Consider the following 26,433-nt stretch of genomic DNA (forward strand, 5'->3'; position numbering starts at 1 on the left):
CTTTAATGTTGTTCCTTAATGGTGTACATTAGCGCCACTTTTGATAAATTTTATACAACCAACTGATTTTAAATATTTTATACAGAGCTTTAAATTGGCTAAATATAGCGATTAGCCTGCCTTGCTATTTAAGAATGTTGTAACAAAAAGAGAAGGATATCTATGAAATTAAAGCTTACAACAGCGGCACTATGCCTAATGCCGTTACTGTCGCATGCCAATTCTAATAATGAGTTCAGTTACTTTGGTTTGGCTCTACAAAATAATAATTACGATATCAATTTTATCCCTTCGATAGAGCAAGGTTCTTTCGCACCACTAAATTACAGTGATGAGCAGTCAGGTAAAGGCTTTAGAGGTTTTTATGGTTATCAGTTTAACCAATATTTTGCCGTTGAGGTGGGACTAGGCTTACCTGGAGAAGCAAACTTTAATATTTACCGTGATACGGTCAATAATAAAAATGAACCGACCAAGGAGACTGTGTACGAGGGAGATTTTAAAACACTTTCTTTTGATACACGAATTATTGCCACTTACCCAATTACGGGGAGCTTTTTCCTAAGAGCACACGCTGGTGCCTACGTCTGGGACAATGATTTTAGCTACTTACAAGAATCAGCAGAATCTTATAGCGTGGTTGAAAAAAGTGATACCGGAGTATCCTTGTTAACGGGCTTTGGTGTTGGCTATGGTTTTAATGATAACGTAGCAGCTACAATCGACTATGAAAAAACCGACATAGCTGATATTTCAACACAAACAATCGTGGCATCGCTTGTGTTTAGGTTTTAACAGTTACCAAAGTAAACATCTAGTCGCTCGATTTATTTAAAAAGTGAGTAGCCATTGCCATACTACTCACTTCCTAGTAATTACTCTTTACTTAATACCAGCGCTATATCAATTAGCTAATAATATTTTGCTTGCAGCCCTTGATTAATAAGCTTTACCAGTCTTTATAATGACATTAGCCGCACTGAACTGCTATTAATCGAACATATCTTCTTATTGATCACAAAGCTGTTACACTTCGTAACAATTAAAACGATTCTTATTTAGGTGAAATTTTGAAGCTTGGCAGATTTCAATCATGGACATTTTTAGCCTGTATTAGCTTTATAACAGTAGCGCATGCAGCAAATGTTGTTGTACAACCCGTTAGATTAGAACAAACAAAACAGCAAATAAAAGCTGTTGGTAACGCTGAGGCAATTCATTCAGTAACACTTTATCCTGCTGTAGGGGATAGAGTCACCCATGTACATTTTAAACCAGGAGACAATGTCGAAAAAGGTGAATTGTTGCTTGAGTTAGATTCTCGCCGTCAAAAAGCAGCCCTTACAGAAGCTCGAATTACATTACAAGATACTCAGCGCACTATGAAGCGATTAGTTGAAAGTCATGCCAGAGGAGCTGTCCCACAAAGTGATCTAGATGATGCTAAAACCTTATTTGAACTGGCTAAAGTTCAGTTAACTCAGGCTGAAACTGAATTAGAAGACCGCCAAGTGCGTGCCCCATTTAGTGGCGTGATGGGCCTTACCGACGTTGAAGTAGGCGATAGGATCACCACCCAAACAGCTATTGCAACGATTGATGACACAACTGAGCTTTACATTAACTTTAATGCCCCAGAGGCCGCAGTTAATGTATTGCGAAGCAAAGGCAGTGTGGAAGTGACTCCTTGGCTTAGCGAAAAAGCTTACGAGGCAAAAATTGCACAATTGGATTCGCGTATAAATGGACAAACGCGCACTTTAAGAACGAAAGCAAAACTTGATAACTCAGCCAAGCAGTTTATGCCGGGGATGAGCTTTCGAGTAAATATAAATATACTTGGTGATGATTTCGCTGTAGTACCTGAAGCTGCCATGATGTGGGGCGCTGCAGGCCCTTATGTGTGGAAAAGTGCTGATAATAAAGCAACCCGTGTTGATGTCAAAATTGAACAACGATTAGCAGGACGTTTACTCGTGTCCGGTGGATTAAAAGAAGGTGATTTACTCGTAACTGAAGGTGTTCAGCGTTTACGACCTGACCAAGAGTTAGTTCATATTAATGATATTAAACTGGCCAAGGAGCAATAATGAAACAGCAACCTATGATGGAAGATTTACCATCAATGGCGATACGTCGGCCAGTATTAATTGTGGTGCTGAATTTGTTGATCATCATTGCTGGTATTGCGGCGATTGCAGGTGTTGAAGTTCGTGAATTACCTGACGTGGATAGACCTCGAATTACTGTTTCAGCCTCATTTCCTGGTGGCTCACCTGAAACTGTTGATACAGAGGTGACCAGTAAGCTTGAAGGAGCGGTAGCAAGGGTAAGTGGCGTTAAGACTATTCGCGCTCAAAGTGAAGAGAATAACGCTCGCATTGTGGTTGAGTTTCGCCCCGGTGTTAATCTGGATGATGCAGCAAATGAAACCCGAGAATCAGTCGCGCGTGTTCAGCGTGAATTACCTGAGGAAGTTGAACGTGTATCTATTATAAAAGCCGATAACGATGTCGAAGCGGTCGTATCGTTAACGGTATCAAGCGACAGCTTATCACTTGAGGCGCTAACAGAGCGCGTTGATGTCGATTTAGCACCGCAGTTTTTAACTATTCCTGGAGTTGCTGATGTACGCTTAAACGGCGACCGTGAACGCGTATTACGCGTTCGAATAGACCCACTTAAACTGAGTAGCTTTAATTTAACTGTGCCTGATATTGCTAACGTGCTTCGTCAAGCGCCTTTTGACGTACCAGCGGGAAGCTTAAAGTCGAGCGATCAACAAGTGATTGTGCGTGCCGATGCAACGTCTATTTCTGCTGAGCAGGTAGCCGATATTATTGTTCGTGATGATACTCGGATTGGTGATGTCGCTGCGGTGTATTTTGGCCCTGCAGATCCGCGTTCATTTGTAAGACTCAATGGCACGCCTGTGATTGGTATGGAAATTATTCGTCAAGCACAGTCAAATACTATCGAAATCTCTGATGAAGTTCTTAGCTTAATTGAAGGAATGCGCGAACGTTTTCCTGAAATGGAATTTACGCTTACCTCTGATGATGCACAGTTTATAAGAAGCTCCGTTGATGAGGTTATCAACTCTTTATTACTGACTGTATTGCTGGTGGTGATTACGCTGTGGGTGTTTATTGGCTCATGGCGAGCAACCCTTGTTCCCGCATTTGCAATACCCGTGGCATTAATTGGATCGCTCGCGCTTATTTGGGCACTAGGTTTTTCGATTAATATTCTCACCTTGCTTGCATTAGTGTTAGCAACCGGTCTAATTGTTGATGATGCGATTGTGGTGAGTGAAAACATACAGCGGCAACGTGGTTTAGGGTTGGGTAGGCGTGCAGCAGCGGTTATTGGCACGCGTGAAGTATTTTTTGCGGTAGTAGCAACGACCGCAGTACTTGCCGCAGTATTCGTGCCTATCGCTTTTTTACCTTCAACAGCAGGGCGACTGTTTAGAGAATTTGGTGGGGTACTAGCCGGTGCAGTAATTATTTCCAGCTTTGTAGCCCTTTCATTAGTACCTGCACTGACCTCTAAGCTGAAATTAAAGCAAGGTGGTTTTCATCCTTTCGCTAAATTGGGACATGGTTTAGCAGCAATATATAAACGCTCTATTCATGGTGTGCTTGAACATGCGTGGTTAACATTTTTTGCGTGTTTATTGGTTGCTGCAGGCTCTGGTGCACTTTATTTCAATTTAGATAATGAGTTATTACCGACAGAAGATCGCGGCAAAATTAGGATTTTTGCCCGTGGCCCAGATGGGGTTGGCCTTAATTTTATGGATAGGCAAGCTGTGCAGATGGAAGATATTTTATTACCTTATGTTGAAAGCGGAGAAATTGAGTCAATTTACACTGTAGTTGGGCAGTGGGATCCTAACATCGTATTCATTACAGTTCCGTTAAAACATTGGGATGAACGTCATTTTAGTCAGCAAGAAATTATTGATAAAATTCGCGAACCATTGGGTAATATTCCAGGAGCAGCGGGTTATCCTGGCGGCTCAAATAGCTTGAACTTACGTGGTCAAGGTGGGGGAATCGAGCTTGCATTACTTGGCCAAGACTATTTAGAGATATTTAAAGCCGCACAAGACTTCTCTGCTGAAATTGAAAAAGCGATGCCAGCTGTTGCTCCTGTGCGTATTTCGTATCAGCCATCGCAGCCACAATTGCGGGTTAATATTGATAGGCGCCGTGCTGAAGAGTTAGGGGTATCGCTCAGTGATATATCAGTGACGCTTCGAGCGGCAATTAATGGTGATGATATCGCCGATTTAAACATTGGTGACCAATCAATCCCAATTATGCTGCAAGCTCAAAACCAAACAATAACTAACCCTGGTGATTTAGCTAATCTATATGTTGGTACGCGCGATGGCGAGCTAGTACCACTTAGCAGCGTCGCAACGATTACGGAAGAGGGTGTTGCTGCAGAGCTTGAGCGCCATGCACAGCGTAGAGCCATTGAGCTTAGTATGGAGTTACCTGAAGATGTGACAATCGCTGAGCTGGTTACTAAAATTCGTGAAATTTCGCAGCAAAGTTTACCAAGCGGTATTAGCCTTGCGTTCAAAGGTGAAGCCCTTACCTTTGAAGAAACCGCCAATGAAGTACTTGTAACCTATGTTCTAGCATTCTTAATAGTTTTACTTGTGTTGGCAGCTCAGTTTGAGAGCGTTAATAGTGCCATAGTGGTAATGATAACCGTGCCTTTTGGTATTACATCGGCAATATTAGCCCTGTATTTAACGGGTACCTCATTGAACATTTACTCGCAAATTGGTTTAGTGATGCTGATTGGTTTGATTGCTAAAAATGCGATTTTACTGGTGGAATTTGCTGACCAGCTACGGGATCAAGGCCGCTCTGTTAGAGTTGCAGTTGAAGAAGCCGCTTTAGTGCGTTTACGACCTATTGCCATGACATTAGTCTCAACTTTACTGGGTGCTTTACCGCTCATTCTTTCAACGGGGGCGGGAGCCGAAGCACGAAATGCAATAGGCTGGGTTGTATTTGGAGGCTTAGCACTTGCTGTGTTATTTACGCTTTATTTAACCCCTGTTATTTACCTCGGTTTAGCGCGCTTTACTAAACCAAGAGGGGATGAGTCTAAACAACTTGCCGATGAGCTTGAAAAAGCTTAATTCATTAAAATCGGCTATTTTTCTTTGAAAAAATAGCCGATTACGCTCACAATCAAGAAAAAGTTTCTGACTAGGTACGCATATGCAAGCCGAACACATCGATATTGCCCAATTTTTGAAAGATCATGCTCCTTTTGATGATCTCCCTGATGAGGCTATTAATAAACTCGCATCACAAGTTGAAATTGCTTATTTTCGCGCAGGTACACAAATATTAAATTATGGCGAAGATATCGCTGATTTGTACGTTATTCGTACCGGTGCGGTTGAAATGTATCGTCGTGACGGAGACTTGTATAACCGTTTAACTATTGGCGGTATTTTTGGGCAAATGGGTTTGCTAATGAATCGCAAAGTTCGGTTTCCAGCCAAAGCACTTGAAGACACACTTGTTTATTGTATCAATGTAGAGTTATTTAATCAGTATTGTGACCAGTTTGAACCCTTTGCGGACTTTTTTGAAGCCGATGGCAATGTGCGCTTACATCAAGCAATCGTTGAGCAAGCTGATAGTAACGACTTAACTACAGCCAAGGTAAAATCTTTATTGCACCGTGATGTTGTAACGGTTGCCAAAGATGCAACAGTTCAAATGGTGGCGCAGGTGATGACACAAGAGTCGGTTTCGTCAGTTCTAGTCACTGATGCAGACAAACCTATTAGTGATGACCCCGATGATGATGACGGTCAAGTAGTGGGGATCATTACCGATAGAGACTTACGCTCAAGTGTGATTGCAAAAGGGCTGAGTTATGAGTCACATGCTCAGCAAATAATGCAAACAGATTTAGTACTCCTTGATAGCAATGCGTATGTATTTGAAGCCGTTCTTGCGATGCTTAGAGACAACATTCATCACTTGCCTATTGTGGTGAAGAAAAAGCCTATAGGTGTTATTTCATTATCCGATATTTTACGTTATGAGTCGCAAAGTAGCTTGTTATTAGTGCGCGGTATATTAGCACAGCAGTCGGTGGAAGATTTAGCTCATTATGCAAGGCAACTGCCGAGTGTGTTTGTACGTATGGTGAATGAAGATGCCAATTCACATATGATTGGTACGGCAATGGCTGTAATTGGGCGCACATTTAAACAACGCTTGCTTGATTTAGCTGAAGAGCAGTTTGGCCCACCGCCTGTTCCATATTGTTTCATTGCATTAGGGTCTATGGCACGAGATGAGCAGTTAATTGTGACCGACCAAGACAATGCCATTATTCTTGATAATAGTTTTGATGAGTCTTTGCACGATGATTATTTCCAAAAGCTCGCTGATTTTGTCTGTGATGGCTTGGCTGAGTGTGGTTATAAGTACTGCGATGGTGAAATTATGGCGTCATTTAAAAAGTGGCGTTTAACACGAGAGCAATGGCAAGAACAATTTGCAGGCTGGATAGCAGAGCCTAAGCCTCAAGCTTTATTACACAGTTCAATCTTTTTTGATTTGGACGGCGTTTATGGCAAAACCAAATGGGCTGATGAATTAAAGCGTTTTATTGCAAAAGAAGGGCGTAGCAATAAACGATTCTTAGCCAATATGGCAGCTAATGCGCGTAACCGAACTCCACCTTTAGGCTTTTTTAAAGATTTCGTTTTAGAGCACAATGGTCAGCACAAGCGTTCTATGAATTTGAAACGCCGTGGGACAGCACCTTTGTCTGATGTTATACGTGTACACGCACTGGCAATTGGTAGTCGAAAGCAAAATTCATTTGAGCGCATTGAAGATATTATCGATGCAAAGCTTCTTCCTGAAGGCAAAGCGCAAGACTTACGAGATGCCCTTGAATATATCGCTATGATCCGTATTCGACATCAAGCATGGCAAATTGACATGCTTGATGAAGAACCTGATAACGATTTAGAGCCACATTTGCTATCACCTTTTGAGCAGCGAAACTTAAAAGAGGCGTTCGCTATCTTAGATAAAGCGCAAAACTTCTTAAAATTTCGCTATTCAGCCAATTCAGGAATGAAATAATGGCTGCTCACCCTTCAAAAATTGATTGGCCGAAGCGTTATGAGCTGTTAGCTGAAAAAAGTACGCACCCAGTGATTAAAAGTTTCTACCAGTCAGCTGTATCAAATGCCAGTTTACCAATTAGTGAAGTACCATTGGTCGCGTTAGATTTTGAGACGACCGGTCTAAATTTTGATAAAGATGATATTGTTAGTGTGGGGTTAGTCCCTTTTACATCAAAACGAATTTATTGCAAAGACAGCGCCCATTGGCTCGTACAACCGCAGCAAAAGTTAGATGAAGAGTCTATTGTCGTACATGGAATAACACACTCTGAGCTCAAACATGCCCCTGATTTTTCGTCAATTATGGAGCCGGTACTTAAGGCTTTAACAGGTAAAGTCATCGTGGTTCATTTTTCGCCAATTGAAAGGCACTTTTTGTATCAGGCAATGATGTCACGCGTTAATGAAGGGGTAGAATTTGCCGTTATTGATACATTAGAGCTTGAAAGAAGGGCTTTGAAGGCAAAGCAGGGATTACTAGGCCGGTTATTTAACTCCAAACTTGGCTCGGTAAGGTTAGCTGATTCACGAACACGCTATTCGTTACCCGCATATCAAAACCATAATGCTTTAAATGACGCCATAGCAACCGCCGAGCTTTTACAAGCGCAACTCGCTTACCATTACCGACCTGATACTGAATTGTCTCAACTCTGGTTTTAGATTTTCAGTAAGGAGCAATTGTGAAAATAGATGATATTAAGCTTTTTATGCTGGTGGTTGAGTTACAAAGCTTTTCAAGTGCCGCAGAAGCGCTGAATCTACCAAGATCAACCGTGAGCAGACGAATTAGTGAATTGGAAACACAGCTGAGTGCCAAGTTACTAATTAGAACAACACGTAATCTAACGCTAACGACCACGGGGTTAGATTACTACAACAATATGCTGAATATTATTCCCCAACTTGATAAAGCGAATGAAGTTGTAAGAACTCAAAGTCACAGTCCAACTGGGCGTATAAAAATAGGTTTTTTAAATGAATCAGACATTCTTTGTCATGATATTTTGCAGGGTTTTTTACGTCAATACCCGAACATTCAGATCGAAACTCACCTAAGTAGCTTGGGTTACCATGACATTATTAGCTATGGTTTAGATGCCAGCATTCATATTGGACCAATAGCAGACAGCTCCTTTGTAGCGCGCCAAATCAAGCCTTTTAAACGTAAGTTATATGCGGGCAGGCAATACATTGAAAAGTTTGGTAAACCTAAGTCGTTAAATGAGCTTCAAGATCATTCTATAATTTTACTGCGTTGGCCTGATGGTCGGCTAGAAAATACCCTGCAATTTCAAACTGAAAGTGTAGTAGTAAACAGCCAATTAATTGTTAATAACTCCTATTTTATAAGGCATAGCGTATTAGCTGGCTCAGGAATAGCATTGATGCCTGAGATTGTTGTGAAAGATGCCCTAGCCGCTGGGGAAGTCGTTGACATACTGCCAGAATACGAAACTATGATTGAGGATATCTGGTTAGTTTACCCAAGTAGGCAGGGTACTTCTCATGCCGCTAGGTTATTTATTGATTATTTCTTAGATGAAGTAAACAAGTGGCAGTAATTGTCTCAATAAATGGAATAGTGTTTGCCGCTATAGGGTAATTATCTCACTATTATTAAATAATATAATCGCTTTCCCAAAACAACATATGGAAAGCTATATTATGAATAGTTTAAAAACTTTATCTATCTTAGCTGTGGCAATCGGGGTCACGGGTTGCCAAGCTGAGCTTAAAACACCAGAAAAACCACTTAGACCAGTCAATGTTGTTCAATTAGAGCATAAGGAAAACGACAGAAATTTCAGGCTTAGTGGCGTAATACAATCACAAAAGCAGGCTGATTTGTCGTTCCGCGTTGCGGGTAAAGTTGAAAATATACATGTAAATGAAGGCCAGTTTGTCAGAAAAGGTCAAATACTTGCTTCGTTAGATAGCCATGATTTTGAAGTGCAAGTCAGTGAGTTGCAAGCACGCTTTGATGAAGCCGTTGCAAGTAAAGAGCTGGCAGGGCTTGAGCTTTCTCGTATTCGCAATGCCAGTAAAGATGGCGCAATAGCAAGTATAAAGCTAGACCGTGCTGAAACTATGTATAGCCGTGCAATTGCTAATGTAAAATTAGTTACACAAGCCCTGCAAAAAGCAGAAGACTCGCTACGTTATACCAACCTTAAAGCCCCATTTGATGGTGTTGTCGCACAGATTGCTATTGATTCATTTGAACAAACATCACCACAATTTTCTGTTTTAACCCTTCATCAACCAGATTTACTCGAAGCGGTCACTGATGTGCCTGAAGGCGCTATTAATGAAATTGCACTTGGTATGCCTGCACAGATTAATTGGCATGGGCACGATAATTCTTTATCAGCGACCGTGACGGATATAGCAAGCGTGCCACATCAGCTTAAACGCACTTATGAAGTCACTTTTGGAGTTAAAAATCCGAATAACGAGCCGCTTTTTTCCGGCAAGCCTGTGTATGTAGACCTTAATATTGTAGATGAAGAAGGTAAGTTCTGTGTTCCTACGCAAGCACTGGTGCAACAATCAGTAAATAGTTTTGTGTTTAAAGTTGAAGGGAATACAGTTCAAAAGCTACCGGTTGAGATAACAAGCCAAAAACAATCGGTTGTGTGCATAGATGGTAAGTTAAAGCGCGGCGATTATATCGTTACTTCAGGCAGCGCATTTGTTGAAGATGGTCAGCAAATAAGTTTTGTTCAAGAGGTGAAGTAAGCCATGAATTTATCTACTTTCGCACTTCGCCAACGCACATTTGTGATTTTTTTCACAATACTTTGCATGATTGCTGGTGTTTACTCTTATTTTGACTTGGGTAAGTTAGAAGATCCTACTTTTACCGTTAAAAGTGCTGTTGTTGTTACTCTTTATCCTGGTGCATCAGCCGAAGAAGTTGAGCAGCTCGTAACGGACAAAGTTGAAACGCGGCTGCAAGAAATGGGGTCACTTTGGAAGCTTCGTTCGTTATCTCGCCCCGGAAGCTCAATGATTTTTGTTGACCTCAAAGAAAGCTATTCTTCTGAAGAGTTACCTCAACAATGGGACTTATTAAGACGAAAAGTTCAAGATGTTAAATTAGAGCTACCGATTGAAGCTCAAATATCGGTAGTACAAGATGAATTTTCTGAAGTTTATGGGATGTTGTTTGCTGTCTATGGTGACGACATTCCAATGCATCAACTAGATGATTATTCGAAAGAATTACAACGTCGAATTAAAGCTGTTGATGGCATTAAAAAAGTGCAATTACATGGTGTGCGTAAACAGGTTGTCAATATTGCTGTAAGCGATACAAAGTTAGCACAAAGTAATATCTCTATGTTGCAGCTTGTTGATCAACTTAATGCTCAAACAAGCCCAGTGAATGGTGGAGACTTTGATATTGGCAAAGAGAATATTCGTGTTGAGCAAACAGGCCAGTATCAAAATCTTGCTGACATACAAAATTTAATGATTCGTACAGGTATCAATGAGCTTAAAGATAGTTCTGGAGTCGTACGTCTTGGTGATATTGCCACTGTTACTATGGGTTATGAAACACCAATCAATACAGCTAGCCGTTTTAATGGTCAACAGGCAATTACACTGGCTGTTAGCCCAGAAAATGGCATAAATGTCGTTAATATTGGTGATGAGTTGAAATCTGTACTTGCAGATTTTGAATCTGAACTGCCTATTGGTGCAAGTGTTGGCATCATTGCTTATCAGCCTGATGAGGTTACAAAATCAATCAACAACTTTGTCGCTAATTTAATTGAAAGTGTCGTAATTGTTGTTGTTGTGCTGTTCATTTTTATGGGCTGGCGCAGCGCGACAATTGTTGGTGTTAGTCTGTTCTTAACTATTTTATTTACATTAGTGTATATGAATATGACTAATGTTGATCTTCAGCGTGTGTCACTTGGTTCATTTATTCTTGCCTTGGGTATGTTAGTTGATAATGCGATTGTAATTGTTGATTTATTTGTCGCTAAGTTAAAGCAAGGTATACAAAGAACAGAAGCCGTTAGAGAGTCCATTTCAGAAATGGCTTGGCCATTATTAGGCGCAACTGTTATTGCGGCGATGGGAACAACGCCAGTGCTGTTTTCACAGACAGACTCTGCCGAGTTTTCCCTATCAATAGTGCAAGTGTTATGTAGCTCATTATTGCTCTCGTGGGTTGTAGCAATGATAGTTACGCCACTACTATGTTGGGCGTTTATCCGTGTAGATGACAACCAAACAAAGCAGAAAGAGTCTAAGGTCATGGCAGGGTATCGCAAAGCAGTTAACTGGACTGTCGATAATCCTAAAAAAGCAGTTTTAATGGTCGTTCCTTTGCTTGTTGCAACACTCCTCGCGGCACCAATGCTAAAAGTAAACTTTATGCCAAGCTCAGACCGTGCAATTGTGTTTTTAGATTACTGGCTACCCAATGGTGGTCGAAGTGATGTTGTTTCTGAGGACATGAAAAAAGTTGAACAATGGTTACTCGCACAGCCAGAAGTGAAAAGTATTTCAAGCTACATTGGTGAAAGTGCGCCCCGTTTTTCTGTAACAGTTGAGCCAGAGCCTCTAGATTCAAGCTATGGGCAAATCCTCATTAATACACAGGATTTTGCAGGCATAGCACCATTAGTTGAGAGAGGCGACCAATGGTTAGCTGCTGAGTTTGCACATGCTGAACCGCGCTTTAGAGATTTAAAATTAGCGACGAAGGATAAGTATTCAATTGAAGTTAGATTTGAAGGGCCGGATCCAGAAGTATTAAAGCAACTGTCAAAACAAGCTAAAGACATTATGAGCTCAGATCCAAACACCAAGTATGTGCGTGATGATTGGCGTCAAGAAAGTAAGGTTCTTGTTCCAATTATAAATCAAGAAGCGGCAAGGCTAGCGGGTGTAAACCGTACTGATATCGCAAGAGCACTTAACCAAGCCTCTGAAGGCATGCAAATAGGTTCTTTGAGTCAAGGTGATGACTTAATCGCAATTAAGCTAATCAATAGCGATAGCAGTATTGAGCAGCTTGATAATATTCCAGTGAGATCATTACTTTCAAGCCATAGCGTGCCACTTGGGCAAGTTGTCGATGATATACAAATAAAAGGCGAGCAAAGTGTAATTTGGCGTCGAAATCGTCAACCAGCCATTACTGCACAGGCGGGTGTAGTTAATGCAACTCCTGCATCAGTACGTTCTGAATTAGCACCTCAAATAGAGTCGATGACTTTACCTAAGGGCTACAGCATGCACTGGGGAGGAGAGTATTATGATGAAAAACGCTCGATTGATGATCTTTTAGAGCAGAACCCTAAAGCGACAGTATTAATGCTGCTTATTTTAGTGGCCATGTTCAATGCATACCGTCAGCCACTGATCATTTTTATCACTCTACCACTTGCAAGTATTGGGATTATTTGGAGCTTAATTGCATTAGATAAACCATTTGGCTTCATGAGTATTGTCGGCATGATTTGTCTGTCAGGCATGATTATTAAAAACGGTATTGTACTAATGGATCAAATTGAGCTTGAGCGAAAAAATGGCAAACGTATTGTTAATGCAGTGAAAGATGCAACTCTCAATCGTACTATGGCAATTTCAATGGCTGCGTTGACAACGGCACTTGGCATGATTCCATTATTAACAGACAAGTTATTCGACCAAATGGCCGCCACTATAATTGGAGGGTTGATGGCCGCTTCTGTTCTATCACTGTTTATTATGCCTGCACTATATCGTTTGTTTTATGCGAAAGAAGAGCGATTAGAAAAGCAACTGCAACACGATAAAGGCGAGGAGTATTAAAATGAAAAAGCTAACATTAACAATCATTTCATCAGCATTACTTATTAGTGGCTGCTCTATGACGCCAGATTATGAAAGACCAGACGTGAGTGTTGCTGATGTGTATTTAAATGCATCAAATTCGAAAGAGATACAACAGCAATTAACACAGCAAAATTGGTGGCATAAATTTGCTGATGAACAACTTATTGAGCTTGTTGAGGATGTTCAACAGCAGAACATTAATATTAAACAAGCCAGTGAGAGGATTAACGCAGCGAATGCTTATCATCAATCAGTCGCATCGTATAAAGTTCCGACTCTTTCTTTAAGTGCAGGTGTGGTTGATTTACGGTTTAGTGAAAATGAAGCCGTTGCCGGTGGGTTAATTGGTGATATTGCCTTACCAGACAGTTTTGGTGGGGGCTATATCTCCGGTGCCAGTAGAGATAGTAAAGATCATTTTGTCGGTTTAAATGCCAGCTGGGAGCTAGATATATTTGGACGTATAGAGAGTATGTCTGCCGCTGCAAAAATTAGAGCTGAACAAGCAGAGGTTATGAAAACAGCTGTCAATACAGCTGTTACAGCTGATGTTATTAACAACTATTTGCAGTACCGAGGCGCGCAATCTCGCCTTGCTATTGCTCAGCAAAATGTAGTGCAACAAGAACAGTCTTTAGCGCTCGTTAGATCATTATTTGAAAATGGTTATAGCTCTGAATTAGATATTGCCAATGAAAAAACAATGCTCGCGACGACTAAATCGGCACTCTTGCCACTTAAAACAGCACAGCAAGTTCACCTGAATCGCATTGCTATTTTGCTTGGTGAGTCCGTGAACCAAACTAAATTGAGATTTACTGATGCACCATTACCACAAATGCAAGGGCTGGTGCCAACAGGGTTACCTTCACAACTACTGACAAGACGTCCCGATATCGCACTGGCGGAGCGAGAAATTGCTGCCAAAAATGAAGAGGTGGGTGCGGCTATCGCCGCTAAATACCCAAGCCTTTTCCTTACTGGTGCGCCAAGCTTTGTAGCGGGTGACTTTGATGATCTTATTAATTCGGATTCAATATCTTGGTCATTAGGCGCTGGAGTAAGTTGGAATATATTTGATGGCGGCCGAGCTCAGGCCATGGTTGATATGCAAAAAGCCAATTTTAAACAGTCAGTTTTAAGCTATCAGCACACTGTTAATGCTGCATTTAATGAAGTTGAAACAACGCTCTACGCGTATGCGAATGCTCAGCAATTCAATACTCAAATTTCAAAAGCTGTAAGTCATGCTGAAATGGCATTGGATAAAGCAAGAGTTTTGTATCGTGCTGGTTTAAATGATCATATTTCAGTTCTAAATGCGCAAAAACAGAACAACCAACTAAAAGATGCAGAAGTTTTAGCTAGATTAAACACTGCAACCACAGTCGTAATGTTACACAAAAGCTTAGGAGGGGATTGGCAGATAAAAAAATAGTTTAAGATATTCCATATGTTGAAACAAAACCCAACAAGAACTGACTCTCCTGTTGGGTTTTTATTTTTTATCGTCCTCTTGGCTCAGTTCTTAAACCAAGCAGCAAGCTCACACACATTAGCAGCAGTACTACGGTGAAAGGTAAGCCTGTTGATACAGCGCCAGCTTGTAGTGCCTCTATTGCTTGCGTGCCACCAATCCAAACTAGAGCCGCAGCAATTGCGCCTTCAATGGTCGCCCAGAAAATGCGCTGTGGTACAGGTGCATCGACCTTACCGCCTGCAGTAATCGAATCGATAACTAATGAACCTGAATCAGAAGAAGTGATAAAGAACACGAGTACCAGCACAATTGCAATGAATGAAAGCACTTGTGACATAGGTAATGCTTCAAACATTTGGAACATAGCCAGTGGTACATCAGTTAAACCTTTCTCACCTAGTACACCCACTTTATCCACCACTTGTTCAATAGCGATACCACCATAAATTGACATCCAGAAGATAGTCACAACGGTAGGCACAAGTAATACGGCAATTAAGAACTCACGAATTGTACGTCCTTCAGATACGCGCGCAATGAACATACCTACGAACGGTGACCATGAAATCCACCAAGCCCAGTAGAATACAGTCCAGCCATGCATCCATGTTTCATCTTCACGGCCATGCGGGTTACTCAGTGGAATAATGTTTTCAACATAACCCATTACCGTATTAGGAAGGTTGCCAAATGCTGCAGAAAAACCAACAAGTGCAACAAATACAAGTAATACAAAAGCGATAAGCATGTTTACGTTACTAAGCAGTTTTACACCGCCGTCGATACCGCGAACTACAGAAATCACAGCAAGTAACGTCACACCAACAATAACGCCAATTTGTAAGCCAATGCCGCTATCGGTTCCAAATACATGATTAATACCTGCAGCCGCTTGTTGAGCGCCTAAACCAAGAGACGTTGCAAGACCAAATAGCGTGGCAAGTACAGCTAGAATATCAATAAGGTGACCAGGCCAGCCCCACGCTTTGTCACCTAAAATAGGGTAAAAAATTGAACGAATAGATAACGGCAAACCTTTGTTATAACAAAAGAATGCGAGTGAAAGCGAAACAACCGCGTAAATTGCCCAAGGGTGTAAACCCCAATGGAACATAGTTGCACCCATTGCTAGTTTAGCGGCTTCTGGGGTGTTAGCTTCAACACCGAGTGGTGTTTCATACCAGCCTGTAAAGTAGGCAACGGGCTCAGCTACGCCCCAAAACATTAAGCCAATCCCCATACCTGCAGCAAATAGCATTGCCAGCCATGAAATACGAGAGTGAGTTGGTCGCGCTTCTTTACCACCAAGTCGGATATTACCGTAAGGAGACACAATCAACGCCAAGCAAAACAATACGAATAAGTTTGCTGACCACATAAAAAAGCCATCAAAATTATTAATAATGTCATTCTTTATACCGTCAAGGGTTGCTTTGGCCGTTTCGGCGTCAGAAATGAGTGTAGCCACTAAAAATAGCGCAATTAAGCCTGCACTAATACCAAATACGGGGTTGTGCACATCAAAGCCCCATTTTTGTACATTGTCCTGACCGACAGTGTAGTCTGTATTGTCGATACTGTACTTATCATGATGTTCGCTCATGAATACCTCTTGTTGTGATTTTATTTAGCAGATAGCTAAACGGCCGGTAGGCACACAAATTAGCTATATCAGTATTTTTACGTTAGAAATTTAAAAATAGTTTGAATACTAATCATAATAGTGCCCATGATTAATCTTTAGTGTAGGAGGTCGTACACAAATGTAAATGCTTTTGTCCCTAAATATCCGAATAAATACAGTTTTTTAGCTTGTTTGAATGTAATTTAAACAGTTATGGCGCAGGTAGATAATTATTTGATGACAGTGAAATTTTCGAGGAGATAATTTGTTACGTTAGTTAAATAGCTGCAAGTGGTGACTTGCAGCATAATATCAAAAGCTTATTTTTTGTACGCGTCGTTGTGAACCCCAGCAGCACGACCAGAAGGGTCAGCATTGTTTTGGAATGATTCATCCCAAGCCAGTGCTTCAGGTGTTGAGCAAGCAACCGATTTGCCGTGCGGAACACATTTAGCTGCTGCATCGCCAGGGAAGTGTTCTTCGAAAATACTACGATAGAAATAAGCTTCTTTAGAATCAGGCGTATTAATCGGATATTTATACTTCGCATTGGCAAGATCTTGATCGCTTACTTGCTCATTCACATACTCTTTTAAAGTATCAATCCAGTTATAACCTACGCCATCAGAAAACTGCTCTTTTTGACGCCATAGCACTTCGTCTGGTAGATAGCCGTCGAATGCTTCACGAATAATGTGCTTTTCGATTTTACCGTCTTTACACATTTTCGCTTCAGGGTTGATGCGCATTGCGACATCAACAAACTCTTTGTCTAAGAACGGTACACGTGCTTCAACTCCCCATGCAGCCATTGATTTATTAGCACGTAAGCAGTCAAACATATGAAGCTTAGACACTTTACGATTGAGCTCTTCATGGAACTCTTGCGCATTTGGTGCCTTATGGAAGTATAAATAACCACCGAATAATTCGTCAGCACCTTCACCCGACAACACCATTTTAATACCCATGGCTTTGATTTGGCGTGCCATTAAATACATAGGTGTTGAGGCGCGGATGGTTGTTACGTCATACGTTTCGATGTGATAAATCACTTCACGCAGTGCATCAATACCTTCTTGAATAGTAAAGTGAATAGGGTGGTGAACCGTGCCAATCATATCAGCTACTTTTTGTGCCGCAGCTAAGTCAGGTGAACCTTCAAGCCCAACCGAAAATGAATGCAGCTTTGGCCACCATGCATCAGATTCGTCGTTATCTTCAATCCGTTTTGCAGCAAAGCGTTGCGTTATAGCAGAAATAACTGATGAATCTAAACCACCAGATAGTAATACACCATAAGGAACATCACACATTAATTGACGTTTAACAGCTGCCTCTAGGCCTTGTTTTACATCACTTGCTTTTGCATCGTTGTCTTTTACAGCATCAAAGCTTTGCCAATCACGGCTGTAGTACTTACGAAGTTGACCATCTTTGCTCCATAAGAAGTGCCCAGGAGGGAATTCTTCAATATGTTTACAAATTGGCGATAATGCTTTTAATTCTGAGGCAACATAAAAGTTACCGTGTTCATCGTGACCCGTATAAAGCGGGATAATACCGATATGGTCGCGGCCTATTAAGTAAGCATCTTGCTCTTCGTCGTACAAACAAAACGCAAAAATACCATTTAAGTCGTCTAAAAACTCAGGACCTTTTTGCTTGTATAAAGCCAATATGACTTCACAGTCTGATTGCGTTTGAAAAGTAAAATCGCTTTCTAGATTTGCAGCTAACTCTTTGTGGTTATAAATTTCACCATTAACAGCAAGTATATTAGTACGTTCAGGGTTATACAGTGGTTGGGCACCACTTGATACACCTACGATAGCAAGGCGTTCATGAACTAAAATCGCTTTATCAGACGAATATACGCCAGACCAATCTGGCCCGCGGTGTCTTAAAAGTTTTGACATCTCAATTGCTTGACCACGCAATTGTGTGGGATCAGATTTAATATCTAATACACCAAAAATTGAACACATAGTGACTCCTCATTCCTATTATGTGTGCAGTTAACATAAATTTAAAACTGCGAACCTTTGTTTTAACAGAAATAATTACCTAAGTCACACAGGTTTTTTAAATATTTAAGAATAAAATATGCACCATAATAGGTGAGCGTTGCACCAAAATGATCAATAACTATTTTGCAATAAGCTCATAGACAATGGATAAATCTGAAATCGCTCTATATTTAAAGGCGGGCAGAAATTTTTTAGTTAATCTTTGCACTGGTTTTGTGCAATAGAGTGCTTAATAATTTGTGCTGGTGATCTTGTGTATACAAGATCTATAAATAGAGCAGCACCGGGGGGGCTGCTCACTATTTTACTGTTTATTTTTATATTCTAGAGCAATCTTTAATTGATTTAGATGAGAAGTTAGCTTTTGTTGTGCTTTGGTTGCCTCATTTAAACTGACGAATTCAAAGTGTAAAAAATCCCCCGGTTTTAATTGGGCAAAGTGTCTCAAATCAGCCTCAATAACTGTACCTAGCAATGGATAACCACCGGTTGTTTGAGCATCATTTAAAAGAACAATAGGCTCGCCACTCGGTGGCAACTGGATACTACCAGGCATGACTGCCATAGAAGGTAATGATAAACCATGTTCTAATTTGCATTCATCACTACTTAACCTCGCTCCCATGCGGTTACTACTGGGCGAAATATGCCATGAATGATTAATAAACTTGTCGATGCTTTGCTCTGGCAGTAATTTATTGTGAGGGCCTTCATAAACACGTATGTGTGTACTTTTTGGTGGAAGCATCGCACCTAAACCAATTTTGGTTTTGTACTGTGGTGTTATGTCTATGCTGTCACCAGGGTTTAAAGCGTTACCATGTAAACCACCAAACTTAGCGGTTAAATCGGTAGAGTAAGAGCCTAATATAGGTGTTGGTAATTGCCAAATACCCCCTATAGCAAGGTAGCTTCGAAATCCATGTCGTGCAGCATTAAGTTTTAATACATCGCCTTTTTTTATGTAATAACTCCAGCCGGGTTGAATAGGGTTACCATTGACTGTAGCTTTCATATCCGTGCCGTGTAGGGCAATGTAGTAATCATTATCGAATTTAATTTCGGCAAGACCTAACGTGATTTCAAGTACAGGGCAATTATCGGGGTTACCGACTAATCGGTTACAAATAATTTGTGCATATGGGTCGATACAACCTGATTGACCAATACCTAAATGTCTTGAACCTGTGCGTCCTTGATCTTGTATAGACATTTGCATACCCGGTTTAACAACGGTGATCACGATAGCACCTCCTTAATTGTAAACTCGATGGTATCACCTGGCGCAAAAGCGCAAGGAGAGGGAACATTAATATCAAATAATTTAAAGTCGGTGTGACCTATAATTTGCCAGCCACCTGGCGAAGTTTCTGGGTAGATACCAGTTTGTTCACCGCCAATAGCAACTGAGCCTTTAGGAACAGATGTACGAGGAACGCTACGTCTCGGTGTGTATAATTTATTATTTAAACCACTTAGATAGGCAAATCCTGGCTGGAATCCTAAAAATAATACATGGTAGGTGCCACTACTATGTAATTGTACTACATCATCCACACTTAGGTTGTGATAGTGTGCAACATGCTTAATATCAGGGCCATGAACTCCACCGTACCGTGTCGGTAACTGATGGTGGGTAGAGTTAAATTTTAATGATGAGACTTCAAGCCAGTGCTCATTCAAAGATGATAACCAATATTGACGTCTTAAAGGATCGTTTAAATATAAAGTCAGATTATTGTTTGCAGGCACCACATCGATAAAATCACCAGATTGTTGGCAGAGTTGTGCTAAAGCCCAGACTTTTTTTTGTGTTTCTAGAATTGTCTGTTCTGAATGACTTACATCAAAATAAATGCAGTGAGTGGTAAGTACAGTAATCGATGGCGAGCTGTATGTAGTCATTGCATCCCAATTTAAAAGTGATTAGTCATAGCAACATAGCATAAAAGCACGAATTTGTTGATGTAAATACAGTTTTTGTATTTTAATCGAGTGTTAATTGCCTACAACCTGGTGTTGTAGGCAATCTTTTTGTTACTGGTTGTTTAGAAGCCAGTTAGATAACAAACGCACACCGTAACCAGTGCCGCCTTCAGCAAGCTCATCTTTTGCTTTGCTGTTAAGCGCATTTCCGGCAATATCAATGTGAACCCAGCGAGTTTCACCCGCAAAGTTTTTCAGGAAGCTTGCTGCTGTTGTTGCACCCGGACCATGTGAACCAATATTTTTTAAGTCTGCGATATCAGACTTTAGTGCATCTTCGTAGCCAAGGGGTAAACGCCATACATTTTCGTTTACTTGCTTACCAGCGATCGTTAGTTGTTCTACTAGTTGGTCATCCTCAGAGAAAATGGCGGCATAGTCATTACCTACAGCACCAATTTTAGAGCCGGTTAATGTTGCAACGTCAACCATAATACTTGGTTTAAATTTATCACGGGCGTACCACATTGCATCACTAAGCACTAAACGACCTTCAGCATCGGTGTTTACAATTTCTACGCTTAGACCTTCGGCTGTGCGTACTACATCGCCAGGTGCAACGGCAAATTGTGACACCATATTAGCTGCCATGCCCATTACTGCAACGACATTAGTATCAGCTTTTGCTAGTGCCATTGCTTTAACCGTTCCAAGTACCGCTGCTGCACCGGCCATATCTGATTTCATGCGGGCAATTGATGCACCTGTCTTTAGACTATAACCACCAGAGTCAAATGTAATACCTTTACCCACTAAAGCGATCGGTGTATTTTTGTTACCTTGATAATGCGCAACAACTAAACGTGAACCTTGTTCGCTCCCACGACCAACTGCTTCTAGTGCACCCATACCAAGTTTTTTGATTTGCTTAGGCTCTAAAATAGAAATTTTGACACCTAACTTTTTAAGTTTTTTTGCAGCTTTTGCAAAATCAGCCGGCGTCATTTCAGTTGCAACTTCACTTGTTAAGTCGCGAGCTAAAAATACACCTTCTTCTATATGTTGTAGTAAAGTATGGTTTTTGACCGCTTGGTCTATATTTTCTACATCGACTGTATAGCTCACTAAGTGACTATCTTTTTCTTTTTTGTAAACTTCAAAGCGGTGGTCACGTAGATTTGCGCCATGGGCAAACTCTGCAGCATATTTAGCGTTAGTTTCTTGATCAGTGATTGTCGAGAAATCAAGGCTGACGTTTTCTTGTTTTGCTTTATGTAGCTGCGCATGAACATTGCCACCAAGCTTTGCCATTTTTGCTGCATCTAGCTCTGCTTGTTCACCTAAGCCAACTAGAAGAATACGTTGATGCTGACTACCATTTGGAGCAATGATCTCTAATGTTTTACCATATTTAGCTTCAAAGTCTGAAAAATCAATCACTTTGTTGATGTGAGTTTGTGTCTCTGAGGCTAAATGGTTGAATTTGGCGATTTGTGTTTCAGTGTCTAAAAACAATACCAAAGTGTTATCTGTTGCTTGAATAGATTGCTTAAAAGTGAACTCTGCTGCATTCACTTGCGTAGCAAGCGTTATACCCAATGCAAGAGCAGATAAGCTATGTGCAATTCTCATTTATATATCCCAATGTTAAAAAAAGCTTTTTTTACCCTATTAACACTAAAGAGTTAAATTTTAAGCGGTGAATAGCCCGTGGGATGCGTTTAAGTTGAAATATTTTATATTTCTCTTAGGTCTATTAAATACACACGCTATGACGAGGTAAATTAGTATGACAATTAAGTCTTTATTGGTGGCATGGTTCACCGTCAGTGCAGTTGCTAGTATCAGTCCCGTTTTGGCCAAAGAAGACCTGTCTAATGCAACTAAGCATATTGAAACTATAGTATTAGGTTCGGGTTGTTTTTGGGGAGCAGAAAAACGCTATGAAGCCCTCAACGGTGTGCTCGATGCGGTATCGGGTTATGCTGATGGCCAAGGCTTTAAGGCGACATATAAAAATATTACACGTAGCTCTCGTCGTTTTGATGAAAACAATTACGCTGAGGTAGTTAAAGTAACTTATAACAGCAACAAATTAACGACAGAAGATCTTTTAAAACATTACTTTGAGAGTCATGATCCCACACAGCTTAACCGGCAGGGCAATGATATTGGCACACAATATCGGTCGACTATTCTAACCAGCAACTCCAATCAGCTTGTTAGTGCAAATCGCCTTAAAGAAGAGTATCAAAAAAAATTATCATCTGCAGGCTTTGGTGAAATTAAAACGGTTATCAAACCGCTTGATAGGTTTTTTAAAGCAGAGGAATATCACCAAGACTATATAAAGAAAAATCCGAATGGCTACTGTCCTGATCATTCTACAGGGGTTGTATTTAACCCATTAGAAAAGCCTAAAATAGATAACACTGCTTTACTCGCTAACAAACATATTGTAGTAATAGATGCTAAAGGCTATTGCCCGTATTGCGAAAAATTTAAAAAAGAAGTTGCTAATGCTTACAAGGGCACAATCCCTATGACTTTTCGCCATGCTGATCAACTTGCTGGCTTTGTTATTAACACACCTACTTGGGCAACACCCACACTTTTATTTATCGAAGATGGTAAAGAAGTTTATGGGCGTCAAGGGTATGTAAATAAGGAGGAGTTTTACAAAGCATTGGGCGCATTTAAATTGGGGGACAGTGAGGCCTTTCGAGTGGCATTTCATTCCAGAACAGACAGCCCGTTTTGTAAGGAATATGACATTTTTAAAAATACCCCAGATGGCATTTTTATCGATAAATTAAGTGGTGCACCATTATTTGATACTCGAGATAGATTTAATTCAGGAACAGGCTGGTTGTCTTTTACTCACCCCGTTAAAAATAGTGTAACGATGCATGAAGATAATAGCTATGGTATGCAGCGCATAGAGCTAAAATCGAAAAGCTCAGGGATTCATTTAGGGCACTTATTTCCAGGGGAAGGTCCAAGAGGACAAGATAGATATTGCATCAATGCAACAGTACTTGAGTTTGTTCCGCGTAGTTAAATGTTATTAGTAAAAATTAGTTGAAACCATAGTTATAGCCTATCCTAAAACTATGGCTGGAGAAACTAGATACTTTTTGTGTTGAAAACCAAACTAATTTATACGTTAATTTTAAAATTGTGCTTATTTTCTAATGGATTAGTGTGTAAGGAATTAAAAGCCATCGTGATAGGTGTAGAGAATATAGAGTATCTACCTTATTACGATGGCAGTGACAGTAAAAAGCCTAACTTCACAGGATTTAGTGAAAAATTGCTTAAACAATTCAGCAGAGAATTTGGTTATAGCGTTAAGTTTTATCCCGCCCCTTTAAATCGTCTTTATAGGGATCTGGTTACTGAAAACTATATTGATTTTAAATACCCTGACAATCCGCAGTGGCAAAAATCGTTTAAAGATACATTTTCTAAATCTAACCCCATTATTTACTCAGAATCTATTTTGGATACAGTTACAGGCATTGCGAGTTTGCAACAAAGTACCAGGCTTTCGGACTGTAGTAGGGTAGGTAAAGTTCGAGGCTTTACATCACAAAGTTATAAATCACATTTTATGAAAAAGCAGATAGACGTTGTGGAGACGGCTGATACCAGTGAATTGATTTCTTTATTATTGTTAAAGCGAATAAATTGTATTTACATATCTAAAGATGTTTTGAACTATAAAATGCGAGAAGAGTTTGAAAACAGAGTGCCCGTGTACTTTCACGATAAACTTGCGGTAGATGTGCAAAGTTTCCATCTATCAACAGTTAAATATCCTGATGTTATTGAGCAATTTAATTTATATTTATCTACCCACAGTGACCAAGTTAGAGCTTTAAAGCAGCAGTTTGATATTGGCCTTTAATCAGGTCGAAAAAAAGCCCGGTCAGAACACACAAGAACCGGGCTTTCGACAACAATTTGGTTGGGGGAACCTTTATAACTACAGCGCTAAGTTTTGCTTTGCACGGCTTAAGTTGTGGTTTACAAGTTCATTTTTAGAAATTTGTACTGCTTCATAAAAGTCAGAAAGCGCGGCTGTATCGTTTTCAGACATGATGCGTGCAACACCTCGGTTACTAAGTGCAAACGATGTTAACTCGCGGCGTTTGTAACCTGGTACTTTACTTGTACTTAGAAGAGAAATTGCTTGTGTACACAGGCTTTCTGCTTCTGAAAAATTCTTTTCTTTAACGCTTAATGCACAGCGGTTGAAGGCAGTTTCGTATTGGCTGGTTGCATTATCGTTGGTTTGCGCTTGCTCAATAACCATCAGTTTATAATCAGCTTGTGCGGCTACTGCCATCGCTGAGCAAGTTAATAAAGAGCTAAGTGCAATAGTGGTTACAAGTGTTTTTAACATGATAGTTTTCCTTTGAATAAGTTGGTGTTTCTTGCCAACGAATGAACTTTAAAATATTCCTATAAGCTAAACAAACGATTAAATTAAACCTGATAGATGAAGAAATTTAATCTATAGAGTAATTACTCAGAACTTGAGGTTTTTTGAGGGTTGAGCGTATGTAATGTCGATTCTAGTATCTTTAACAACTGCAATAAGTTTGGCTGAGTGCTTATAAATTTTTATGCCTGGCTCATTTATAGAAACGTTAGTTGCATCTGTAGACTGTGATTTTTATATGGAGATAGGTTTAGATAAACGAGATAACTTTTTAACAGTAGCCATTGGTTAGTAACTTTGTTAACAATAGCTTTTAAAAATTATGGACAAAGCATTTCAAGGTGACATTTAAATTCCAAGTTACCTGTATTTTTACAAGTTGAAAATGCTTCTGAACCTGAGTAAATATGCTTGTATATGAGAATCGCGGTGTTTAGCAAAACAATTAAAATTTTTGTCAAAGAATCATAGACAAGCCAATATTGAGAATCACAAGGAAAGAATTATGAAAACAGGGCTTTTATCAATTGGATTTTTATTTATATCAAATGTTGTGTTTGCTGATTGTAAAGTTGCGCTTGAAGAAAGATTAAAAGAAGATTTAGATCTTACATACCAGCAATTTGATCAGACTTACGATGCTGGGTTTAGGTTACTTGAAAAATCAGGTTGTCATGCTGAAGCCGCTATTCTGATTAAACGTTTTATTACCCATAATAATTCAAAAGAAAGCTCATTAACTTGACATTTAGCTCAAATGGAAGGGCTAGCGGGTAATTATAAACACGCTGTTTTTCACGCAAAAAAAGTATTGGACCCCGATGAAGACTTAAGTAATTCGAAAATGTATTGGAATGACTTTGTGTTAGGAAACATCGCTTTTTGGACTAAAGACGAAGCAAAGCTAAGAAAGCACATAGCGAATATAGAAAACGGTCAAAGTTTTAAGCCTAACCAAATAAACCTGAACTATCTGAATCAGTTACTCAAATATTTTGATTTAAGTTACAAACAGGCACTGACTGAAGCTTAAAGTAAGCTTCGTTAGCTTAATCTCTAAATCGCTAATAGAATTTTGCACTAAGCAAAAAATGATCAGTACATAAACGACAAAACCCAGCCGAAGTTGGGTTTTGTTTGAGACAACACAATTCTGTGAGAACTTATAATGCTAAGTTCTCTTTCGCACGCGTTAAGTTGTGCTCTACTAACTCGTTACCTGAAATTTGTACTGCTTCGTAGAAGTCAGACAGTGCAGCTGTGTCGTTTTCAGACATGATGCGAGCAACACCGCGGTTGCTTAAAGCAAATGACGTTAATTCACGGCGTTTATAAGCAGGTACTTTGCTTGTATTTAGTAAACTGATTGCCTTTGAACAAAGCGTTTCAGCTTCGGTAAAATTCTTTGCTTGAACACTTAACGCACATTGGTTAAATGCTAATTCGTATTGACGGTTAACCTCAGCACTTGCCTGTGTCGATTGGTCAATCACCATTAATTTATAGTCACTTTGATCAGCCATTGCCATAGCTGAACAAGTTAATAAAGAGCTAACTACAACGGGTTTCATAAGTGTACTAAACATAATCTTTTCCTCTGTTATATCGGTATCAAGTGCCGACAATTGAACTTTAGTTGAGTGGAAAAAATTCAACAAACGATAAAAAAACACTCAATAGATGAAGAAAATTAACTTATAGACTTTAGTCTAATGTAATAATTTAAGACTAAGCGCTGTGTGCATTAGTTTATAAGGGAGTACTTAAATTGTCATAAATTAAAAGTATAGAGTTTTAAGGTTTAATCGGCTTTTATATATAACTAAGACGCTTATTACTGATGGTAATGTGGGCTAAAACGAGTTAAAGCTTAGTTGATTGTTATTTAAG

At 40.0% G+C, this 26,433-nt stretch carries 20 protein-coding genes; 13 read left to right on the forward strand and 7 right to left on the reverse strand.

Going from position 1 to position 26,433, the window contains the following annotated elements; translation table 11 throughout:
- Positions 1–162: 162 nt before the first annotated feature.
- From LY624_RS08135 to LY624_RS08175, 9 genes are all read left to right on the forward strand, one after another.
- Positions 163–795, forward strand: a complete 633-nt coding sequence (locus tag LY624_RS08135) for an outer membrane beta-barrel protein (RefSeq protein WP_341804283.1) — start codon at positions 163–165, stop codon at positions 793–795.
- A gap of 317 nt (positions 796–1,112) precedes the next feature.
- Complete coding sequence (locus LY624_RS08140) at positions 1,113–2,090, forward strand: efflux RND transporter periplasmic adaptor subunit (RefSeq protein ID WP_445936739.1); 978 nt, start codon at positions 1,113–1,115, stop codon at positions 2,088–2,090.
- A complete protein-coding gene (locus LY624_RS08145) occupies positions 2,090–5,167 on the forward strand; it encodes an efflux RND transporter permease subunit (protein WP_341804285.1) in 3,078 nt (1,025 codons plus the stop codon). Before LY624_RS08140 ends, LY624_RS08145 begins: the two co-directional genes overlap by 1 nt.
- Before the next feature lie 82 nt (positions 5,168–5,249).
- Positions 5,250–7,148 carry a DUF294 nucleotidyltransferase-like domain-containing protein gene (locus LY624_RS08150; protein ID WP_341804286.1) on the forward strand — a complete coding sequence of 633 codons (1,899 nt, stop codon included), beginning with the start codon at positions 5,250–5,252 and terminating at the stop codon, positions 7,146–7,148.
- On the forward strand, positions 7,148–7,855 hold the full coding sequence (locus LY624_RS08155; protein WP_341804287.1) for a 3'-5' exonuclease: 708 nt from the start codon (positions 7,148–7,150) through the stop codon (positions 7,853–7,855). The genes LY624_RS08150 and LY624_RS08155 overlap by 1 nt, the downstream gene beginning before the upstream one ends.
- 20 nt (positions 7,856–7,875) lie before the next feature.
- Positions 7,876–8,757 (forward strand): LysR family transcriptional regulator, encoded by an 882-nt coding sequence (locus LY624_RS08160; protein WP_237118597.1) that lies wholly within the window; start codon positions 7,876–7,878, stop codon positions 8,755–8,757.
- 103 nt (positions 8,758–8,860) lie between these two features.
- Positions 8,861–9,934 (forward strand): efflux RND transporter periplasmic adaptor subunit, encoded by a 1,074-nt coding sequence (locus tag LY624_RS08165; RefSeq protein WP_341804288.1) that lies wholly within the window; start codon positions 8,861–8,863, stop codon positions 9,932–9,934.
- Between the two features lie 3 nt (positions 9,935–9,937).
- Positions 9,938–13,012: an efflux RND transporter permease subunit gene (locus tag LY624_RS08170; protein ID WP_341804289.1), complete on the forward strand. Its 3,075-nt coding sequence runs from the start codon at positions 9,938–9,940 to the stop codon at positions 13,010–13,012.
- A 1-nt stretch (position 13,013) separates the two neighbouring features.
- Entirely contained in the window at positions 13,014–14,474 is a 1,461-nt protein-coding gene (locus LY624_RS08175) for an efflux transporter outer membrane subunit (RefSeq protein WP_341804290.1), read from the forward strand.
- A gap of 67 nt (positions 14,475–14,541) precedes the next feature.
- On the opposite strand, the gene LY624_RS08180 is transcribed toward LY624_RS08175, so the two are convergent.
- The 5 genes from LY624_RS08180 to LY624_RS08200 all read right to left on the reverse strand — a co-directional run bounded on the left by LY624_RS08180 (position 14,542) and on the right by LY624_RS08200 (position 21,728).
- Complete coding sequence (locus LY624_RS08180) at positions 14,542–16,119, reverse strand: BCCT family transporter (RefSeq protein WP_341804291.1); 1,578 nt, start codon at positions 16,117–16,119, stop codon at positions 14,542–14,544.
- Positions 16,120–16,460: 341 nt separating this feature from the next.
- Entirely contained in the window at positions 16,461–18,128 is a 1,668-nt protein-coding gene (gene asnB, locus LY624_RS08185; RefSeq protein ID WP_341804292.1) for an asparagine synthase B, read from the reverse strand.
- Between the two features lie 346 nt (positions 18,129–18,474).
- Positions 18,475–19,413, reverse strand: a complete 939-nt coding sequence (locus LY624_RS08190) for a 5-oxoprolinase subunit C family protein (protein WP_341804293.1) — start codon at positions 19,411–19,413, stop codon at positions 18,475–18,477.
- Positions 19,410–20,075, reverse strand: coding sequence for a 5-oxoprolinase subunit PxpB (gene pxpB / locus LY624_RS08195; RefSeq protein ID WP_341804294.1), 666 nt, complete (start codon positions 20,073–20,075; stop codon positions 19,410–19,412). The genes LY624_RS08190 and pxpB overlap by 4 nt, the downstream gene beginning before the upstream one ends.
- A gap of 132 nt (positions 20,076–20,207) precedes the next feature.
- Positions 20,208–21,728, reverse strand: a complete 1,521-nt coding sequence (locus tag LY624_RS08200) for a leucyl aminopeptidase (protein ID WP_341804295.1) — start codon at positions 21,726–21,728, stop codon at positions 20,208–20,210.
- A gap of 157 nt (positions 21,729–21,885) precedes the next feature.
- Between LY624_RS08200 and msrA the strand changes: the two genes are divergently transcribed.
- Together msrA and LY624_RS08210 are read left to right on the forward strand one after the other, a co-directional pair.
- Complete coding sequence (msrA, locus tag LY624_RS08205; RefSeq protein WP_341804296.1) at positions 21,886–23,157, forward strand: peptide-methionine (S)-S-oxide reductase MsrA; 1,272 nt, start codon at positions 21,886–21,888, stop codon at positions 23,155–23,157.
- Positions 23,158–23,322: 165 nt separating this feature from the next.
- Positions 23,323–24,006: an amino acid ABC transporter substrate-binding protein gene (locus tag LY624_RS08210; protein WP_341804297.1), complete on the forward strand. Its 684-nt coding sequence runs from the start codon at positions 23,323–23,325 to the stop codon at positions 24,004–24,006.
- A 78-nt stretch (positions 24,007–24,084) separates the two neighbouring features.
- Here the strand turns inward: LY624_RS08210 and LY624_RS08215 are convergent, their stop codons facing one another.
- Positions 24,085–24,504 carry a hypothetical protein gene (locus LY624_RS08215; RefSeq protein WP_341804298.1) on the reverse strand — a complete coding sequence of 140 codons (420 nt, stop codon included), beginning with the start codon at positions 24,502–24,504 and terminating at the stop codon, positions 24,085–24,087.
- A 544-nt stretch (positions 24,505–25,048) separates the two neighbouring features.
- Here LY624_RS08215 and LY624_RS08220 point away from each other — a divergent pair.
- Complete coding sequence (locus tag LY624_RS08220; RefSeq protein WP_341804299.1) at positions 25,049–25,288, forward strand: hypothetical protein; 240 nt, start codon at positions 25,049–25,051, stop codon at positions 25,286–25,288.
- Between the two features lie 12 nt (positions 25,289–25,300).
- A complete protein-coding gene (locus LY624_RS08225; RefSeq protein WP_341804300.1) occupies positions 25,301–25,576 on the forward strand; it encodes a hypothetical protein in 276 nt (91 codons plus the stop codon).
- Positions 25,577–25,706: 130 nt separating this feature from the next.
- On the opposite strand, the gene LY624_RS08230 is transcribed toward LY624_RS08225, so the two are convergent.
- Complete coding sequence (locus tag LY624_RS08230) at positions 25,707–26,129, reverse strand: hypothetical protein (protein ID WP_341804301.1); 423 nt, start codon at positions 26,127–26,129, stop codon at positions 25,707–25,709.
- Positions 26,130–26,433 lie beyond the last annotated feature (304 nt).

It is taken from the genome of Pseudoalteromonas sp. N1230-9 (assembly GCF_032716425.1).
Lineage (GTDB): Bacteria > Pseudomonadota > Gammaproteobacteria > Enterobacterales > Alteromonadaceae > Pseudoalteromonas.

Excerpts from the sequence above, each read along its gene's own strand:
- LY624_RS08135 (WP_341804283.1), top strand. The coding sequence starts at position 163 with ATGAAATTAAAGCTTACAACAGCGGCACTATGCCTAATGCCGTTACTG.
- LY624_RS08145 (WP_341804285.1), top strand. The coding sequence starts at position 2,090 with ATGAAACAGCAACCTATGATGGAAGATTTACCATCAATGGCGATACGT.
- LY624_RS08150 (WP_341804286.1), top strand. The coding sequence starts at position 5,250 with ATGCAAGCCGAACACATCGATATTGCCCAATTTTTGAAAGATCATGCT.
- LY624_RS08155 (WP_341804287.1), top strand. The coding sequence starts at position 7,148 with ATGGCTGCTCACCCTTCAAAAATTGATTGGCCGAAGCGTTATGAGCTG.
- LY624_RS08165 (WP_341804288.1), top strand. The coding sequence starts at position 8,861 with ATGAATAGTTTAAAAACTTTATCTATCTTAGCTGTGGCAATCGGGGTC.
- LY624_RS08170 (WP_341804289.1), top strand. The coding sequence starts at position 9,938 with ATGAATTTATCTACTTTCGCACTTCGCCAACGCACATTTGTGATTTTT.
- LY624_RS08175 (WP_341804290.1), top strand. The coding sequence starts at position 13,014 with ATGAAAAAGCTAACATTAACAATCATTTCATCAGCATTACTTATTAGT.
- LY624_RS08180 (WP_341804291.1), bottom strand. The coding sequence starts at position 16,119 with ATGAGCGAACATCATGATAAGTACAGTATCGACAATACAGACTACACT.
- asnB (WP_341804292.1), bottom strand. The coding sequence starts at position 18,128 with ATGTGTTCAATTTTTGGTGTATTAGATATTAAATCTGATCCCACACAA.
- pxpB (WP_341804294.1), bottom strand. The coding sequence starts at position 20,075 with ATGACTACATACAGCTCGCCATCGATTACTGTACTTACCACTCACTGC.
- LY624_RS08200 (WP_341804295.1), bottom strand. The coding sequence starts at position 21,728 with ATGAGAATTGCACATAGCTTATCTGCTCTTGCATTGGGTATAACGCTT.
- msrA (WP_341804296.1), top strand. The coding sequence starts at position 21,886 with ATGACAATTAAGTCTTTATTGGTGGCATGGTTCACCGTCAGTGCAGTT.
- LY624_RS08215 (WP_341804298.1), bottom strand. The coding sequence starts at position 24,504 with ATGTTAAAAACACTTGTAACCACTATTGCACTTAGCTCTTTATTAACT.
- LY624_RS08220 (WP_341804299.1), top strand. The coding sequence starts at position 25,049 with ATGAAAACAGGGCTTTTATCAATTGGATTTTTATTTATATCAAATGTT.
- LY624_RS08225 (WP_341804300.1), top strand. The coding sequence starts at position 25,301 with ATGGAAGGGCTAGCGGGTAATTATAAACACGCTGTTTTTCACGCAAAA.
- LY624_RS08230 (WP_341804301.1), bottom strand. The coding sequence starts at position 26,129 with ATGTTTAGTACACTTATGAAACCCGTTGTAGTTAGCTCTTTATTAACT.